Origin of the sequence: Plantactinospora sp. KLBMP9567 (genome assembly GCF_033446045.1) — a bacterium.
Taxonomy (GTDB): domain Bacteria; phylum Actinomycetota; class Actinomycetes; order Mycobacteriales; family Micromonosporaceae; genus Plantactinospora.
Map to the genome: position 1 here is coordinate 161,448 of NZ_JAWQRR010000023.1, position 15,223 is coordinate 176,670.

The 15,223-nt window shown below is 73.1% G+C and carries 13 protein-coding genes and 1 pseudogene; 12 read left to right on the top strand and 2 right to left on the bottom strand.

Translation table 11 applies throughout. The annotated features are described in order from the left end of the window. Positions 1–2: 2 nt before the first annotated feature. From R6Y94_RS19920 to R6Y94_RS19965, 10 genes and pseudogenes are all read left to right on the top strand, one after another. A complete protein-coding gene (locus tag R6Y94_RS19920; protein ID WP_318397377.1) occupies positions 3–1,286 on the top strand; it encodes an MFS transporter in 1,284 nt (427 codons plus the stop codon). A gap of 136 nt (positions 1,287–1,422) precedes the next feature. Then, positions 1,423–1,644 carry a hypothetical protein gene (locus tag R6Y94_RS19925; RefSeq protein ID WP_318397378.1) on the top strand — a complete coding sequence of 74 codons (222 nt, stop codon included), beginning with the start codon at positions 1,423–1,425 and terminating at the stop codon, positions 1,642–1,644. A gap of 76 nt (positions 1,645–1,720) precedes the next feature. Beyond that, positions 1,721–3,190 (top strand): annotated as a pseudogene (locus tag R6Y94_RS19930) (replication-associated recombination protein A); the annotation flags it as partial. 2,897 nt (positions 3,191–6,087) lie between these two features. Further along, positions 6,088–6,840: a hypothetical protein gene (locus R6Y94_RS19935; RefSeq protein ID WP_318397510.1), complete on the top strand. Its 753-nt coding sequence runs from the start codon at positions 6,088–6,090 to the stop codon at positions 6,838–6,840. Between the two features lie 141 nt (positions 6,841–6,981). Then, positions 6,982–7,473: a DUF948 domain-containing protein gene (locus R6Y94_RS19940; RefSeq protein WP_318397379.1), complete on the top strand. Its 492-nt coding sequence runs from the start codon at positions 6,982–6,984 to the stop codon at positions 7,471–7,473. Between the two features lie 4 nt (positions 7,474–7,477). After that, a complete protein-coding gene (locus R6Y94_RS19945; RefSeq protein ID WP_318397380.1) occupies positions 7,478–7,783 on the top strand; it encodes a hypothetical protein in 306 nt (101 codons plus the stop codon). Further along, positions 7,780–10,461: an alanine--tRNA ligase gene (alaS, locus tag R6Y94_RS19950; RefSeq protein WP_318397381.1), complete on the top strand. Its 2,682-nt coding sequence runs from the start codon at positions 7,780–7,782 to the stop codon at positions 10,459–10,461. Before R6Y94_RS19945 ends, alaS begins: the two co-directional genes overlap by 4 nt. Before the next feature lie 162 nt (positions 10,462–10,623). Further along, on the top strand, positions 10,624–11,085 hold the full coding sequence (ruvX, locus tag R6Y94_RS19955; protein WP_318397382.1) for a Holliday junction resolvase RuvX: 462 nt from the start codon (positions 10,624–10,626) through the stop codon (positions 11,083–11,085). Beyond that, complete coding sequence (gene mltG, locus R6Y94_RS19960) at positions 11,082–12,302, top strand: endolytic transglycosylase MltG (RefSeq protein WP_318397383.1); 1,221 nt, start codon at positions 11,082–11,084, stop codon at positions 12,300–12,302. The genes ruvX and mltG overlap by 4 nt, the downstream gene beginning before the upstream one ends. A 12-nt stretch (positions 12,303–12,314) precedes the next feature. Next, a complete protein-coding gene (locus R6Y94_RS19965) occupies positions 12,315–13,151 on the top strand; it encodes a shikimate dehydrogenase (RefSeq protein ID WP_318397384.1) in 837 nt (278 codons plus the stop codon). An 88-nt stretch (positions 13,152–13,239) separates the two neighbouring features. Here R6Y94_RS19965 and R6Y94_RS19970 read toward each other — a convergent pair whose 3' ends face one another. Both R6Y94_RS19970 and R6Y94_RS19975 read right to left on the bottom strand, forming a co-directional pair. Then, positions 13,240–13,530: a hypothetical protein gene (locus R6Y94_RS19970; protein WP_318397385.1), complete on the bottom strand. Its 291-nt coding sequence runs from the start codon at positions 13,528–13,530 to the stop codon at positions 13,240–13,242. A 2-nt stretch (positions 13,531–13,532) separates the two neighbouring features. Beyond that, on the bottom strand, positions 13,533–13,784 hold the full coding sequence (locus tag R6Y94_RS19975; RefSeq protein ID WP_318397386.1) for a hypothetical protein: 252 nt from the start codon (positions 13,782–13,784) through the stop codon (positions 13,533–13,535). 255 nt (positions 13,785–14,039) lie between these two features. On the opposite strand from R6Y94_RS19975, the gene R6Y94_RS19980 reads away from it, so the two are divergent. After that, positions 14,040–14,816 carry a helix-turn-helix transcriptional regulator gene (locus tag R6Y94_RS19980; protein WP_318397387.1) on the top strand — a complete coding sequence of 259 codons (777 nt, stop codon included), beginning with the start codon at positions 14,040–14,042 and terminating at the stop codon, positions 14,814–14,816. Continuing rightward, positions 14,809–14,994 (top strand): DUF397 domain-containing protein, encoded by a 186-nt coding sequence (locus R6Y94_RS19985; RefSeq protein WP_318397388.1) that lies wholly within the window; start codon positions 14,809–14,811, stop codon positions 14,992–14,994. Before R6Y94_RS19980 ends, R6Y94_RS19985 begins: the two co-directional genes overlap by 8 nt. The last annotated feature ends 229 nt before the right edge of the window (positions 14,995–15,223 follow it).

Consider the following 15,223-nt stretch of genomic DNA (forward strand, 5'->3'; position numbering starts at 1 on the left):
TCGTGACCGCACTGACCGGCCGGCAGGTCCGGCGGCGTTACCTGATCCTGCACGGGCTGCGCTGGCTGCCGGTCGGCCTGCTGATTCCCGTGCTCGTGCTGCTGCTGCTGGAACGCGGGCTCAGCCTGCCGCAGGTCGGGGTCGTCGCCGCGGCGCAGGGACTGGTGGTGCTCGTGCTGGAGCTGCCGACCGCCGGGCTCGCCGACGCACTGGGCCGCAAACCCCTGCTGGTCGCGGCCGGGCTGGTCAACCTCGGATCGCTGCTGCTCCTGCTGGTGGCCGACTCCTTCGTGCTGTTCCTCCTCGCCTTCGTACTCCTGGGGATCTTCCGGGCCCTGGACAGCGGTCCGCTCGAGTCCTGGTACGTCGACGCCGCCCTGGCCGCCGATCCGGAGGCGCCGATCGAGCGGGGACTCAGTGCCGGCGGAGTCGTCCTCGGTGTCTGCATCGGCGCCGGCGCGCTGCTCAGCGGTGGCCTCGTCGCGCTCGGTCCGCTCGGCGGAGTCAGCGCGCTCACCCTGCCGGTGCTGGCGTCGATCGCCCTGGAGGTCGTCGGCCTGGTCGCCCTGCTCCTGCTGCTGGTGGAGGTGCGCCCGGCCGCCGGTGTCGCCGCGCTGCGCACCTCGCTCCGGGCGGTACCGGGCGTGATCGGCGGCGCACTCGGACTGGTCCGCCGCTCCCGGATCGTGCTCGCGCTGATCGCGGTGGAGTTGTTCTGGGGCTTCGGGATGGTCACCTTCGAGGCGCTGCTACCGGTCCGGCTCGCCGAGGTGCTGGGCGACCCGGACCGGGCGGCGGCGCTGCTCGGACCGGCCGCCTCGGTGGCCTGGCTCGCCTCGGCGGGCGGCGCGGCGCTGATCGCGTACGCGAGCCGGTGGCTGGGCGTGCCGCTCAGCGCCGGGCTGCTCCGGATCCTCCAGGGGGCCACGGTTGTCGCGATGGGACTACTCGCCGGGCCGGTCGGGATCATCGCGGCCTACCTGCTCTGTTACGCCGTGCACGGCGCGTCCAACCCGCTGCACTCCGGACTGCTGCACCGGCAGGTCGACGGCCCGTACCGGAACAGTGTCATCTCACTGAACTCGATGGTGGCCCAGCCGGCCGGCGCGCTCGGCGGCGTCGTGCTCACCTCCCTGGCCGCGGCGACCTCGGTGAGCACGGCGATGGTGGTCGGCGGGGTCGTACTGGCCGCCGCCGCACCGCTCTACCTGCCCGCCTGGTGGGCGACCCGCCGCGGGGCCCCTCCGGCCCGACCAGCGCCGGCCGAGCCGGAGCCGGTCGCCTGACCGACCGTCACCGAGGTCCGGACGGGAGGCCGGTGCAGCCGCGCCACGCGTAGAGCCGGCCGGTGCCGTGGATTGGCCGGCGGCGCCGTCGGGTACATCCTGGCCGACCTACTGGGACCCCCGCCGGGAGGAACGCATGCTCGCCTACATCGCCGCCGGAGTTTTCGCCCTCGCGCTGCTGCTGGACCTGTTCGAGGAGGACCTGGGCGCGCCCGACCTGTTCAACTTCTCCACCCTGGTGCTGATCGGGCTGCTCTGCCTCGCCCTGTATCTCGCCGGAGTGGGCCGTGGCCCGCGTACCGCGGGAGGCGGTGGTGGCGGACGCTGGTACCGGGGCCGCCGGCCAGGTCGGGGCTGATGTCCGTCGGAATCACGACCGGCCCGGTTATCGGTGCATTTCCGGCACCGGAAACCGGGCCGGTAATGTCTTCCTGATGGAGTCCGACGGCCTATTCTCTCTTGTCGATCCCGCCGGTGGGCGCCCCGCGCCGGCCGGGACCGCCGCCGACGGCTTCACCGTACCCTCCGCCGATTCGCCGCTGCCGGTCCGGATGCGTCCGGCCAGCCTGGACGAGCTGGTCGGACAGGATCATCTGCTCGCGCCCGGCGCGCCGCTGCGACAGCTCGTGACGGGTACGTCACCGATGTCGGTGATCCTCTGGGGGCCGCCGGGCAGCGGCAAGACCACCATCGCCCACCTGGTGGCCCACGCCACCGAGCGGCGCTTCGTGGCGATGTCGGCGCTCTCCGCGGGGGTCAAGGACGTCCGAGCGGTGATCGAGACCGCCCGTCGTGAGCGGCGGGCCGGCGGGCGCCCGACGGTACTCTTCATCGACGAGGTGCACCGGTTCAGCAAGACGCAGCAGGACTCCCTGCTGGCCGCGGTCGAGGACCGTACGGTCACCCTGCTGGCGGCGACCACGGAGAACCCGTACTTCTCGGTCATCTCGCCGCTGCTGTCCCGGTGCGTACTGCTCACTCTGCAACCGCTGGACGACGACGCGGTACGGGGTCTGCTCCGCCGCGCCGTCGCCGACCAGCGCGGGCTGGCCGGCGCGCTCACCCTCGCCCCCGATGCCGAGGAGCACCTGGTTCGGCTCGCCGGCGGAGACGTGCGCAAGGCGCTCACCGCGCTGGAGGCGGCGGCCGGCTCGGCCACGGCGCTGGGCGAGACCGTCATCAACCTGGCCACCGCCGAGCAGGCCGTCGACGTGGCGGCGGTGCGTTACGACCGGGACGGCGACGCCCACTACGACGTGGTGAGCGCGTTCATCAAGAGCATGCGGGGCTCCGATGTGGACGCCGCCCTGCACTGGCTGGCCCGGATGCTGGTGGCCGGCGAGGATGCCCGGTTCATCGCCCGGCGGATCGTGATCTTCGCGAGTGAGGACGTCGGGATGGCCGACCCCACCGCGCTGAGCGTGGCCACCGCCGCCGCGCACGCCGTGGAGTACGTCGGCCTGCCCGAGGCGCAGCTCAACCTCGCCCAGGCCGTGATCCACATGGCCACCGCACCGAAGTCCAACTCGGCGACCACGGCGATCGGCGCGGCGATCGGCGACGTACGGGCCGGTCGGGGCGGTTCGGTGCCCCGGGCGCTGCGTGACGCCCATTATCCCGGGGCGCGCGGGCTGGGGCACGGCACCGGTTACCGCTATCCGCACGACGACCACCGGGGGGTGGTCACCCAGCAGTACGCCCCGGACGACCTCGTCGGGGTGGACTACTACCGGCCGAGTGGACACGGTGCGGAGCGTGCCGTCGGCACCCGGCTGCCACTGCTGCGCCGGATCGTCCGGGGACAGCCCACACCGCCGCCCACCGACGGCGTACGGCCGCCGGCCCGCGAGGCCGTACGGCCGCCCGGCGCCGACGAAGAGGTGCCGGCGGGCGCCGGAGGGCAGGCCGGGGGTGGGGGCGGTCCCGGCGGGGGGCCGATGGCAGCAGCGTCGGGCAGCGCACCGGAGGAGACCGTGAACGGCAGGATGCCCGCAGATGTCGTACCCGGCAGCCGCGCCCGACGAGGTCAGCCGGCTGTCGCGGCGCCGGAAGATGCGGTGCGGGGCAGGGTGCCAGAAGATGCCGTGAACGGCGCGGCGCCGGAAGATGCGGTGCGGGGCAGGGTGCCAGAAGATGCCGTGAACGGCGCGGCGCCGGAAGACGCGGTGCGGGGCAGGGTGCCAGAAGATGCCGTGAACGGCGCGGCGCCGGAAGACGCGGTGCGGGCCAGGGCGCCCGAGGATGCCGGGCGCGGCACGGTGCCGGAGGATGCCGGGCGCGGCACGGCGACAGCAGATGGCGGCGGGACACCAGAGGGGGAGGAACACCAGTGAGATCGCGCGGTTCGGACCGGGGCGAGGACGGCCACGACGAGCGGCGGGAACCACGGGGCAAGGGACGCCGCTGGGGCCGGGGCAGGTCGGAGGAGGCTCCGCCCGCCGAGCCCGAGGTCAGCGGCGAGGAGCTGGGCTGGATCACCGACCTGCGTACCGCCAAGGAGCAGAAGGCCGACATCGGTCCGGCCGACGGCACCAGCCCGGCCGACCCGCCGGCCCGGGTCCCCGCCGCCTACGAGCGGTTGCCGGAGGCGGGACCGGACGACACCGGATCGGTGCCGTCTCCCGGGGCGCCGTCGGCGGATCCGATCGCCGGGTCCGGTCGCCGTCGGGGCGACGAGCCGGAGCCGGGAGCACCGGTACCGCCGCCCCGGCGGGCAGCGGAGCCGCCGGATCCGGCCCAGCCCGCCCGGGGCGCCGGGCCCCAACCGCCGCGCGCCGAGCCGAGGCCCCCGGCCGTACCGCCGACGCCGTCCGTGGTGCCGCCGGTCGTGCCGGCGCCACCGCTCGGTCGGCCGGGTCGCGCGGCCGAGCCGGTCCACCCGACGGCGTGGTCCGGGCCACCGGAGCGTCGCCCGGCCGGCGACCGGGGCGAGCCTGCGGTGCGGCCCGGGGCCACACCGTGGCCGGGTGAGCCGGTACCGTCCGCCGGTCACCAGCCGCGGCACGGCGCCGCCCCGGTCGAACCGGGTGCGGGGCGGCGGGCAGCGGGTGCCCGGGGCGAGGAGTCGTCCCCGGCACGCCGGGGGGCGCCGCCGACCGAACCCGGCGACGGCCGGCACGGCCGGTCGGCCGGCCCCGCGCCCGGTGACTTCACCGGTCCGGGCAGCCCGGCCGGTCCCGGCGGGCGGTTCGGGGCAGCGGCCGCGCCCCCCAGCGGGGAATTCGTCGTACCGGCCACCGGCAACGCGCCACCGGTCCCGCCCGCTCCGCCCGCACCGGGCCGTCCGGGTGCACCCGAGCGTGATCCGGGCGGTCCGGGACGCGGCGGTCCGGTCCTGGGCGCACGCCGCCCCGGTGCCGCCCCGACGCCCTCCGGCGCCCACGCCGTCGGCACCGGTACGCCTTCCGGCCCGGGCGGCTACTCCCCGGGACCCGGTACGCATGCCGCCTCCGGCGGGGCGCACTCCGCAGACTCCGGCGCGCATTCCGCAGGCGGTGGGACGCACCCGGCCGGTGGAGCACACTCGGCCGGCGCCGGTGCACATGCGGCGGTCAGCGGACCGCCCGGCGTGGCGGCGCAGTCCGCCCCGGGTGGCGAACACGCCGTCGGCGAGCGGGAGACCCGCCCGTCCGACCATCCGGAGCGGCCGGCGGACTGGATCCGCAAGGCCGGCCGGGGAGGGGTACGCCCGGTCACCCCGGCCGCCGGATACGGGCCACCGGCTCCGGCGTCCGGAGCCGGGGCTCCCGGTTCTCCGCCGGTCCCCGGCGGTCCGGTGGAGCAGGGCAGCCGGTCGGCCGGCGGACCAGGTCCGGTCACCGGGCCGGGTTCGGTGGGCGGGCCGGGTTCGGTGGGCGGGCCGGGCCGGGCGGCCAACCGGCCACCGTCCGGGCCGGACGGCTTCGACGGCGGGCAGCCGGGACCGGGCCGGCACGGGACGCCGTCGTCCGAGGACCTCCGGGACGGCGGCCGGGTCGCCCGGGGTCGCCCCGGCGCGGGCCCCTCCGGTCCGCCGTTCGGGGCCGAAGGTACGGGTGGCGGCGGGCGGCACGGTGGGCCGCCACCGGTCGTACCGGGACGGCACGGCGCGGTCGCACCACCGGCCGGCGCCGGACCACGCGGTGATCTTCCCGCCCCCGGAAGTCCGTCCGGAGCCGGCGCTGCGCCGGTGCCGGGTGGTGGTCCCCGGGCAGCGTCGACGCGCGGCGGTGTCCCCCGACTGGTCGAACCGGCTGGCGAGCCAGGGTCGCCGCGGGCCGCCGGGCTCGGCCGACCTCCGGTCGAACCGGCGGAGCGGCGCGGTGCGCCGGGCGGCAGGTACGCCGTCGAGCCGGCCGACCGGAGCGGCCCGCCGGCACCGGGACCGGGCCGCGGCGACGGTCCCGCCGGCCGCCCGACCGCCGGTCGTGCCGGTGCGCCCGTCGACGGCGGCGCGGCCGGTCGACCGGGCGGTGCCGCCTTCGACGGCGGGGTACCGGGGCGCTCCGGCCCTGCCGTGGCGCCAGGCGGCCCCGCTCGGGCGTCCGCCCGGGGGCCGGCCGTGCCGGTCCATCCCGGACCCGGTTCCGCACCGCAGGCCGGGCCGACCCGGGATCCGGGCGCCGGTACGCCCGCCCGCCCCACGCCGGCCGAGGCTGGCCGGGCGGCCACGCCCCGTCCGGCTCCGGCGCGGCTGGACGGTCCGCGCCGGGACGAGGCCGTCCGGCCCGACCCGCCGGTCCGGCCCGACGCCCCGACCCGCCCGCCGGTACGTCCGGACGGCGCCGCCCGCCCCGATGGCCCGCCCCGTCCGGATGCGGCGATGCGTTCCGGCATGCCGCCGGCCACCGCCGGCCTGCACCCCGACGGCGGACCGGACCGGTCCGATCCGGCGCAGCCGGTGGCGGAACCGGCCCGGGGTGCCCGGGCGGAGCTACGACGCCAGCTCCGCGAACAGCGGCGGCTGAAGACGATCGCCCTGCTGCTGGCCAGCCTGCTGGTGCTCGGTGCGCTCCCGACGTATTTCGGTGTCCGGGCCGCGACCCGGGATCCGGTCTTCAACTCCCTCGACGCGCTGGCGGTGCCCGCCTGGGCCGCCACCGACACGGTCGACGGGGTGAGCGGCAGCCGGTGGTGTTTCATCGAGTGCCGCTTCCGGGAGCGGACCGTCGAGTCGGACCGGAAGTGGGAGGAGACGGCGCAGGCCTACGAGGCCGCCCTGACCCGCGAGGGGTGGCGACCGTGGAAGGTGGTGCTCTGCCCGGAACAGCCGGTCAACGGGCACTACACCTGCTGGCGGCGGGACGAGTTGACCCTCGACATGTGGGTACGGCAGCCGGCCTGCCCCGACCCGGCGTTCACCGCCCCGGGTGCGGCCCCGTCGCCCGCCGCGACCGGGCCGGAGGGCGTGAACTGCGAGGGTGCGCTCGTATCGATCAAGGTCCGCAACGCGATCGCGGACGAGCGGATCGGCCCGCAGCCCAGCACCGACCCGTCGCTGACCGGAGTGGACCCCGATCCGCTCTTCACCGACGATCCGCTCGGCGGGCTGGCGCCCACACCGACCCCGTCGTGAGGCCGGTGGTCGTCACCGACGGTAGGGTTCGGGGTTGGTACTCCGAAGGGCATTCCGGGTAACCGTCGTGACACGGCGCCGGACGTCCGGGTGAGACGCGTCGCGCGCGATTTCCGAGACGGTGCATAGAGGAGGACACGGGTGGACGCTGGAGAGATCGGCCAGATCGCCGCGCTCGTCGCGGCCGGGGCGTTCCTGATGCTGGTGTTGGTGCTGGTCAGGCCGATATGGCGGCTGGGCAACACGGTGGACGCGGCGACCCAGGCGATCAACGACATCAACGACCGCACGGCGCCGCTGCTCGCCAACATGAACGTCACGGTGGAGAACGTGAACACCGCACTGGGCCAGGTGCACACCTCACTGGACGGGGTGAACATCCAGCTCGCCAAGATCGACACGATGACCGGTCACGCCCAGAACGTCACCGCCAACATCGCCAACCTGAGCACCGTGGTCTCGGCCGCCGCGGCGAACCCGCTGGTCAAGGTGGCCGCGTTCGGGTACGGCGTGCGCAGGGCCGCCGCCGCCCGACGGCACGCCGAACAGGAGCGCGAGGTCCGTACCACCATCAAGCAGCAGCGCCGGGCGGCATCCCGGCGCGGGCGCCGGGCCGGTGCGGAGGAAGGATGAGGCCATGAAACGACTGCTCTGGTTGGGCATCGGGCTGGCCGTCGGCGCGCTGGTCGTCCGCAAGCTGACCCGCACCGCCCAGGCGTACACGCCGGGTGGCATCGCGAATTCGGTGGCGGAGTCGGCCGGTGGTCTGGTGCAGTCCCTACGGGACTTCGCGGACGACGTTCGGGACGGCATGGCCGAGCGTGAGCAGCAGATCCACCAGGCGTTCGCCGAGGGTGTCGCGTTCGACGACCAGTTCGAGGAGCTGCGCGAGGACCCCAGGATCGGCGACCGTGAGTTGTTTCCGGAGGAAGGCACCAGATGAAAACGGCGGAAGTCAAGCGGCGCTACCTGGCGCACTTCGAGGCCAACGGGCACACGGTGGTGCCGTCCGCTCCGCTGCCGGCGATCGACGACCCGAACCTGCTCTTCGTCAACGCCGGCATGGTCCAGTTCGTGCCGTACTTCCTCGGTCAGCAGACGCCGCCGTTCCGCCGGGCGGTGTCGGTGCAGAAGTGCATCCGTACCCCGGACATCGACGAGGTCGGCAAGACCAGCCGGCACGGCACGTTCTTCCAGATGAACGGGAACTTCTCGTTCGGTGACTACTTCAAAGAGGCTGCGATCTCGCTCGCCTGGGAGCTGGTCACCAAGCCGGTCGCCGACGGCGGTTTCGGGCTGGACCCGGAGCGGATCTGGCCGACGGTCTACCTGGACGACGACGAGGCCGAGGCGCTGTGGCGCGGGATCGGCGTGCCGGCGGAGCGGATCGTCCGGCGGGGCAAGGCGGACAACTTCTGGTCGATGGGGATCCCGGGGCCGTGCGGCCCGTGTTCGGAGATCTACTACGACCGGGGCCCGGCGTACGGCGCCGAGGGCGGGCCGGCGGTCGACGAGGACCGCTACCTGGAGTTCTGGAACCTGGTCTTCATGCAGTTCGAGCGGGGGCCGGGCACCGACAAGGAGAACTTCCCGATCCTCGGTGACCTGCCGGCGAAGAACATCGACACCGGCATGGGCCTGGAGCGGATGGCCGCGATCCTGCAGGGTGTCGACAACCTCTACGAGATCGACGAGGTGCGGCCGATCCTGGACCGGGCGGCCGAGCTGACCGGCCGGCGGTACGGCGCGCACTCCGGGCACGCGGCGAGCGAGTCGCACCCGGACGACGTACGGCTGCGGGTGGTCGCCGACCACGTGCGGACCGCGCTGATGCTGATCGGCGACGGGGTGACCCCGGCCAACGAGGGCCGCGGCTACGTGCTGCGCCGGATCATGCGCCGGGCGATCCGGGCGATGCGGCTGCTCGGCTGGCAGGACCGGGCGCTGCCCGAGCTGCTGCCGGTGGCCCGGGACTGCATGTCCCCGTCCTACCCGGAGCTGGCGACCGAGTTCGACCGGATCTCGTCGTACGCGTACGCCGAGGAGGATGCGTTCCTCTCCACCCTGCGGGCCGGTACGACGATCCTGGACACCGCGATCGCGGAGACCCGTTCGGCGGGTGGTGCGAAGCTCTCCGGGGACAAGGCGTTCCAGTTGCACGACACGTACGGCTTCCCGATCGACCTGACCCTGGAGATCGCCGCCGAGCAGGGCCTGTCGGTGGACCAGGACGGGTTCCGCCGGCTGATGGCCGATCAGCGGGCCCGGGCCAAGGCCGACGCGCAGGCCCGCAAGACCGGGCACGTGGACCTGTCGGCGTACCGCTCGGTGCTCGACTCCGGCGGGCCGGTGCAGTTCACCGGCTACACCGAGGTGTCCCGGGAGTCGTCGGTGCGGGCGCTGCTCGGCACCGGCGGCACGCCGGTCGAGGTGGCCGGTGAGGGCGACACGATCGAGCTGGTGCTGGACGCGACCCCGTTCTACGCCGAGGGCGGTGGCCAGCAGCCGGACGTCGGCCTGATCACCGTCGGCGCAGGTCAGGTCGAGGTGCTCGACGTGCAGCAGCCGATCCCGGGGCTGATCGTGCACCGGGCCCGGGTGGTCCGCGGCGAGGTACGCACCGGCGAGGCCGGGCTCGCCGAGATCGACGTGGTACGCCGGCGGGCGATCTCCCGGTCGCACACCGCCACCCACCTGGTGCACCAGACGATGCGCAACTTCCTCGGCGAGTCGGCCACCCAGGCCGGTTCGCTGAACGCACCGGGCCGGCTGCGGTTCGACTTCAACACCCCGACCGGGGTGGCGCCGAGCGTGCTGCACGACGTCGAACAGCAGGTCAACGAGGTGCTGCTGGCCGACCTGGAGGTGCACGCCTTCATCACCTCGCAGGAGGAGGCCCGCCGGCTGGGCGCGATGGCGCTGTTCGGCGAGAAGTACGGCGACGAGGTGCGGGTCGTCGAGGTCGGCGAGTACGCCCGGGAGCTGTGCGGCGGTACCCACGTGGCCCGGTCGGCCCAGCTCGGCCTGGTGAAGATCCTCTCCGAGTCCTCGATCGGCTCCGGGGTACGCCGGGTCGAGGCGCTGGTCGGGCTGGACGCGTTCCAGTTCCTGGCCAAGGAGCACCTGCTGGTCTCCCGGCTGGCCGAGCTCTACCGGATCCCGGGTGACCAGGTCGCCGACCGGGTCGAGCAGACGGTCGCCCAACTGCGGGACGCCGAGCGGGAGCTGGAGAAGCTGCGCGCCCAGTTGGTGCTCGGCGGTGCGGCGGCGCTCGCCGCGGCGGCCCGGGACGTCCGTGGGGTGGCCTTCGTCGGCACCGAGGCGCCGGAGGGCGCGGCCGGGAACGACGTGCGTACCCTCGCCCAGGAGATCCGGGGCAAGATCGACCCGGCCCGTCCGGCGGTGGTCGCGGTGGCGGCCCGGGCGAACGGCAAGGCGTCGCTGGTGGTCGCGGTGAACGGCGCGGCCAAGGATCGGGACGTCTCGGCGGCGGCCCTGGTCAAGGGTGCGCTCTCCGGCCGGGGCGGTGGCAACGCCGACCTGGCCCAGGGCGGCGGCCTGCCGGCCGGTGAGGCGCCGAGCCTGCTGGCGGCGGTCGAGAAGGCACTCGCCGAGGCGTGAGTTCGGGCTCTGGTTGCTCCCCGGCGGGCCGTTGTGATTGGATCTTCAGCCACGACGGCCCGCCGGTTCGGGCGGATCTGCCCGGAGCCGGCCGACAGGATACGGATGATCCAGTTTTCCGGTGCGTAACACGATGAACCGACCTTCCCCTGGCGCGGCACGATGACGGCTCTTCCTCGTGGCGTGCGGCTCGGCGTGGACGTCGGCCAGGTGCGCGTGGGCGTGGCGCTCTCCGACCCGGACGGCATCCTGGCGACTCCGCTGGTCACGCTGGCCCGGGACCTGAAGACCGGTATTGAGGCGATTCCCGCCGATATCTCAGAAATCGCGCGGCTCGTCGAACTCCACGAGGTGGTCACGGTGGTGGTCGGTCTGCCGGTGACACTCGCCGGGGGGCACGGACCGGCGGCGACCCAGGCGAAGGCGTACGCCCGGCGGCTGGCCGCGGCGATCGCGCCGGTGCCGGTCGATCTGGTGGATGAAAGGATGTCGACCGTCGTGGCTTCTCGTAGGCTAGCCGAGCGGGGCGTCCGAGGACGACGTCAACGGGCGGTGGTCGATCAGGCGGCCGCGGTGGAGATTCTGCAGAGCTGGCTAGACAGGCAGCGGAGGCGGACGGAATGATCGACGAGTTGGAGCTCGCGTTCGACGAGCGTGCGGAGAAGGGACGACACCGCCGCGGCGCGCAGCGCAAACGCAACGGCAAGAAGAAGCGTGGCGGGCGGGGGCGTACCGTCGCGGCACTGCTGATGACGTTCGTGCTGCTCGGCGTCCTGGGCGGTGCCGGCTGGTACGGCTTCGACCGGGTGCAGGGATACTTCGTCACCCCGGACTACGACGGCAGCGGCAGCGGTGAGGTCCAGGTCCAGGTCGAACAGGGCCAGAGCATCGCCGAGATCGCCAACACGCTGGTCGCGGCCGGCGTCGTCAAGAGCACCAAGGCGTTCATCGAGGCGGCCCAGGAGAACTCGCGGAGCCAGAACATCCAGCCGGGTGTTTACAAGATCCGCAAGGAGATGAACGCGAAGGCGGCGCTGGGCCTGCTGCTCGACCCGAAGAACAAGCTGGTCAACGGCTTCCTGGTCAGGGAGGGCGCGACCGCCAAGCAGATCTTCAAGGCGCTGGCGGCCGAGACGAAACTTCCGGTCAAGGACTTCGAGACCGCCGCCAAGGACCTGAAGGGGCTTGGCATCGCCGACTTCTGGTTCAACCGCGACGACAAGCAGTCGGTACGCAAGTCGATCGAGGGCTTTCTCTTTCCCGACACCTACGAGCTACCGCCGAACGCCACCGCCGAGGCGATCCTCAAGCTGATGGTGCAGCGCTTCATGTCGGTCGCCGAGGAGATCGACTTCGTCGACCGGGTGCAGAAGGAGCGCGAGATCAGCCCGTACGAGGCGCTGATCGTGGCGTCGCTGGCCCAGGCCGAGGCGGGCAACGCCGACGACCTCGGCAAGGTCGCCCGGGTGGCGTACAACCGGATCTACAGCGGCGACCACTACTGCAAGAACGGCGACGGCCTGACCGGCTGCCTGGAGTTCGACGTCGGGGTCAACTACTACTGGGAGCTGACCGGCAAGAAGACAAAGCGGTCCGGGGACATGACGGACGCGGAACTCTTCGACTCGAAGAACCCGTACCGGATGCACGGCAAGGCCGGTCTGCCCCCCGGGCCGATCAACAGTCCGGGCCAGCAGGCCCTGGAGGGGGCGATGAACCCGCCGCCGGGCAAGTGGCTGTTCTTCGTGGCGATCGACAAGGAAGGCCACTCGGCGTTCGCGGAGACGAACGAGCAACACGAGCGGAACATCCAGAAGGCCCGAGAGAACGGCGTGCTCTGAGGTGACGGCGAGGTGACGCACGAGCGCCGGGCGGCGGTGCTGGGCAAGCCGATCGCCCACTCGCTCTCCCCGGTGATCCACAACGCCGGTTACGCGGCGGCCGGGTTGACCGGGTGGTCCTACGGTGCGATCGAGTGTGCCGAGGCCGAACTGCCCGACCTGGTGGCCGGGCTCGGCCCGGAGTGGGCGGGGCTCTCCCTGACCATGCCGCTGAAGGAGGCGGCGCTCGCGGTGGCCGGCGAGGTCTCGCCGGTCGCCGCCGCGATCGGCGCCGCCAACACTCTGGTACGCCGACCGGACGGCTCCTGGGCCGCCGACAACACGGACGTACCGGGGATGGTCGACGTGCTGACCGGCGCCGGTGTGCCGGCCGGTGCCGAGGTGGTGTTGCTCGGTGCCGGCGGTACCGCCCGGGCCGCGCTCGCCGCCGCCGACCACCTGGCCGCCCGCCGGGTCACCTGCCGGGTACGCCGGCCCGCCGCCGGTGTGGAACTGGCCCGGCTGGCCGACACGCTCGGGCTGCGGTTCGAGATCGCGGACTGGGCGGCGCCGGCCGAGCGGGACGGCGCGGATCTGGTGATCTCCACCGTGCCGAAGGGCGCCGCCGACGGTTTCACGGCGGCGGCCCGGTCCTGGCGGCCCGAGACGGTCTTCTTCGACGTCGTCTACGACCCGTGGCCGACCCCGCTCGCCGCCGCTGCGGCGGCGGCCGGCTGCCGGATCGTCTCCGGCCTCGACCTGCTGCTGGCCCAGGCGATCGGGCAGTTCGAGCAGTTCACCGGGGTGTCCGCCCCGGTGTCCGAGATGCGTTCCGCCCTCGCCGCCGCCCTCGCCGCGAGGTCGATGTAGTTCGGAGACTCGCCCGGACAAAGGCCCGCCCCGGAACGCCGAGGGGAAGGCGGCGGACCGAGGCAGGCCGGTCGGGTGACGAGGCAGGTCATTGGCGGCGCCGGGGCACCCAGTAGAGGATCTGTCCGGCGATCAGCGCGGGGTGGGTGTCGGGCATGGCTTGCAGCGCCCGGGTGAGGTGTACGCCGAGATACATCATCAGTCCGACCCGGTTGCCCTTGAAGCCGATCAGCAGGGCCAGCCGGGCGGGCGCGCAGGGCCAGGGGTCCCGACAGGTCTCGCAGTCATACGACTGGGCCGGAGTGTGTCTGCCGGTCGGGTAGCGCCGCTGGGCGAGCCGCCGCATGTGCCGGTACCAGCGCTCCTGCGGCCCGATCACGGCTAGATCGGGCCGGCTCGCTCGGCACGGTGTGACCGCTCTCCGTAGCGGCCCCGATGGATCTGGGCGGGGGTCAGCGCGCCGGCCCGGCCGATCTGGTGCCGTCCGGACGGCGAGTTCCAGATCGGGTCGTCTCTGCCGTCCCTGCCCTGTCGTGTCCAGTGCACATTGGCCGGCGGCGGTCCGATCGGAGCCGAGCGGGTTACCTTGGGCGAGAACGCCTCCATGCCGGCCCGGTACTCCGCCTCGGTCATCGGTCGCAGCGGGGGGCCGAATGGCAGCGGTATCCGGTTGAGTGAGTCTGGGCAGACCCAGCGGTGACCGCATCGGCAATAGCGCCACAGTCGCCGCCAGTCTCGTCGGTGGGGCCGCCTTCCCTGCGTCATTGGGTCACCTCTCAGTCTCTTCGTCTGCCCTCCACCCTGGACTGAAAGCCGCCTGGAGCGGAAGATAAGCGAGCGAGAGTATCGGAGGATATCGACTAGTTGATCTGGAGTCGGGTGGATTAAGTGAATGACCTACGCGAGATCCTCAGGACACAGCGAACACGGGCGAAGCGAACCCGGGATCAGGTGGGGGCGGCCGTTGGCCTGAGCGGAGCGTCGATCGCGGCGTTCGAGCAGGGCCGGATGATCCCTCAGCCGGACACCGCCGAACGCCTTGACGAACATTTCAAGACCGGAGACCAGATCCAGCGTGCAGCCAGGGAGGCGCGGGAGGATGCCCGGCCCACCTGGCTGCGCCCGTGGACGGAGCACGAGCAGCGGGCAACCATGTTGCGCTGCTTCGAACACAGCCTGATTCCCGGACTACTCCAGACCGAGGCGTACACCCGGGCGCTGCTGGCCAGCGGGAGGCTGCCCGGGGAGGTGATCGACCGGACAACGCAGGTGCGGCGTGAACGACAGGCCGCGACGATCGACCGGCCCAACCCTCCGATGCTGTCTGCGCTCATCTGTGAGGTTGCCCTCAGCTATGGGCCTGTCGACGTCATGAAGGAGCAGCTAGAGCATCTGATCGAGGTGAGTCGCCGGCCGCAGGTGCAGATCCTGGTTGTGCCCCGGGCCGCTGGCCTCCATCCTGGCCTCCAGGGAGCGTTCGTGCTGGCGACCCTTCCGGCACGGGGCCGGGCCGTCTATCTTGACGACCAGCTTCGAGGACGTTCGGTGACCGACGGGGCGGACGTGGACGAACTGGAGCGATCGTGGGAGATCGTCCGCGGTCTGGCCCTGCCGGTAAGCTTGTCGCAAGACCTGATCATGAAGGCGGTCAACAACCATGACTGAGCCGAACTGGCACAAGAGCAGCCGCAGCGGCACCAACCAGGGCAACTGCGTGGAGGTTGCCGACAACCTTCCGGGCCGGGTGCTGGTTCGGGACACCAAGGACCGGGATGGCGGGACCCTGACGTTCGGGCCGGCCGCTTGGCGGGCGTTCGTCGGTGAGGTAGCCCGGCGGTCGTAACCGCCGGAGCCGCGACCAGCGCCCCGCTATCCGGTCAGCCCGGGTGGTGGGGCGTTCCGTCGTCTCTAGCCGTGTGGGGCAACACCTCGCCACGCGGGGTGTCAAGCCTGGAGGCCCAGCGTCGGCACCTAACGGTTGCTTCCCCGGGTGCTGCTGCGGGACGGTCGTTGATGGTTCGAGGACGGTTCGTAGCTCGACGACCAGCTACCTGGGCGGACTCGCACGTCGA

Excerpts from the sequence above, each read along its gene's own strand:
- ruvX (WP_318397382.1), top strand. The coding sequence starts at position 10,624 with ATGACGGCTCTTCCTCGTGGCGTGCGGCTCGGCGTGGACGTCGGCCAG.
- R6Y94_RS19935 (WP_318397510.1), top strand. The coding sequence starts at position 6,088 with ATGCGTTCCGGCATGCCGCCGGCCACCGCCGGCCTGCACCCCGACGGC.
- R6Y94_RS19945 (WP_318397380.1), top strand. The coding sequence starts at position 7,478 with ATGAAACGACTGCTCTGGTTGGGCATCGGGCTGGCCGTCGGCGCGCTG.
- R6Y94_RS19985 (WP_318397388.1), top strand. The coding sequence starts at position 14,809 with ATGACTGAGCCGAACTGGCACAAGAGCAGCCGCAGCGGCACCAACCAG.
- alaS (WP_318397381.1), top strand. The coding sequence starts at position 7,780 with ATGAAAACGGCGGAAGTCAAGCGGCGCTACCTGGCGCACTTCGAGGCC.
- R6Y94_RS19975 (WP_318397386.1), bottom strand. The coding sequence starts at position 13,784 with ATGACCGAGGCGGAGTACCGGGCCGGCATGGAGGCGTTCTCGCCCAAG.
- mltG (WP_318397383.1), top strand. The coding sequence starts at position 11,082 with ATGATCGACGAGTTGGAGCTCGCGTTCGACGAGCGTGCGGAGAAGGGA.
- R6Y94_RS19925 (WP_318397378.1), top strand. The coding sequence starts at position 1,423 with ATGCTCGCCTACATCGCCGCCGGAGTTTTCGCCCTCGCGCTGCTGCTG.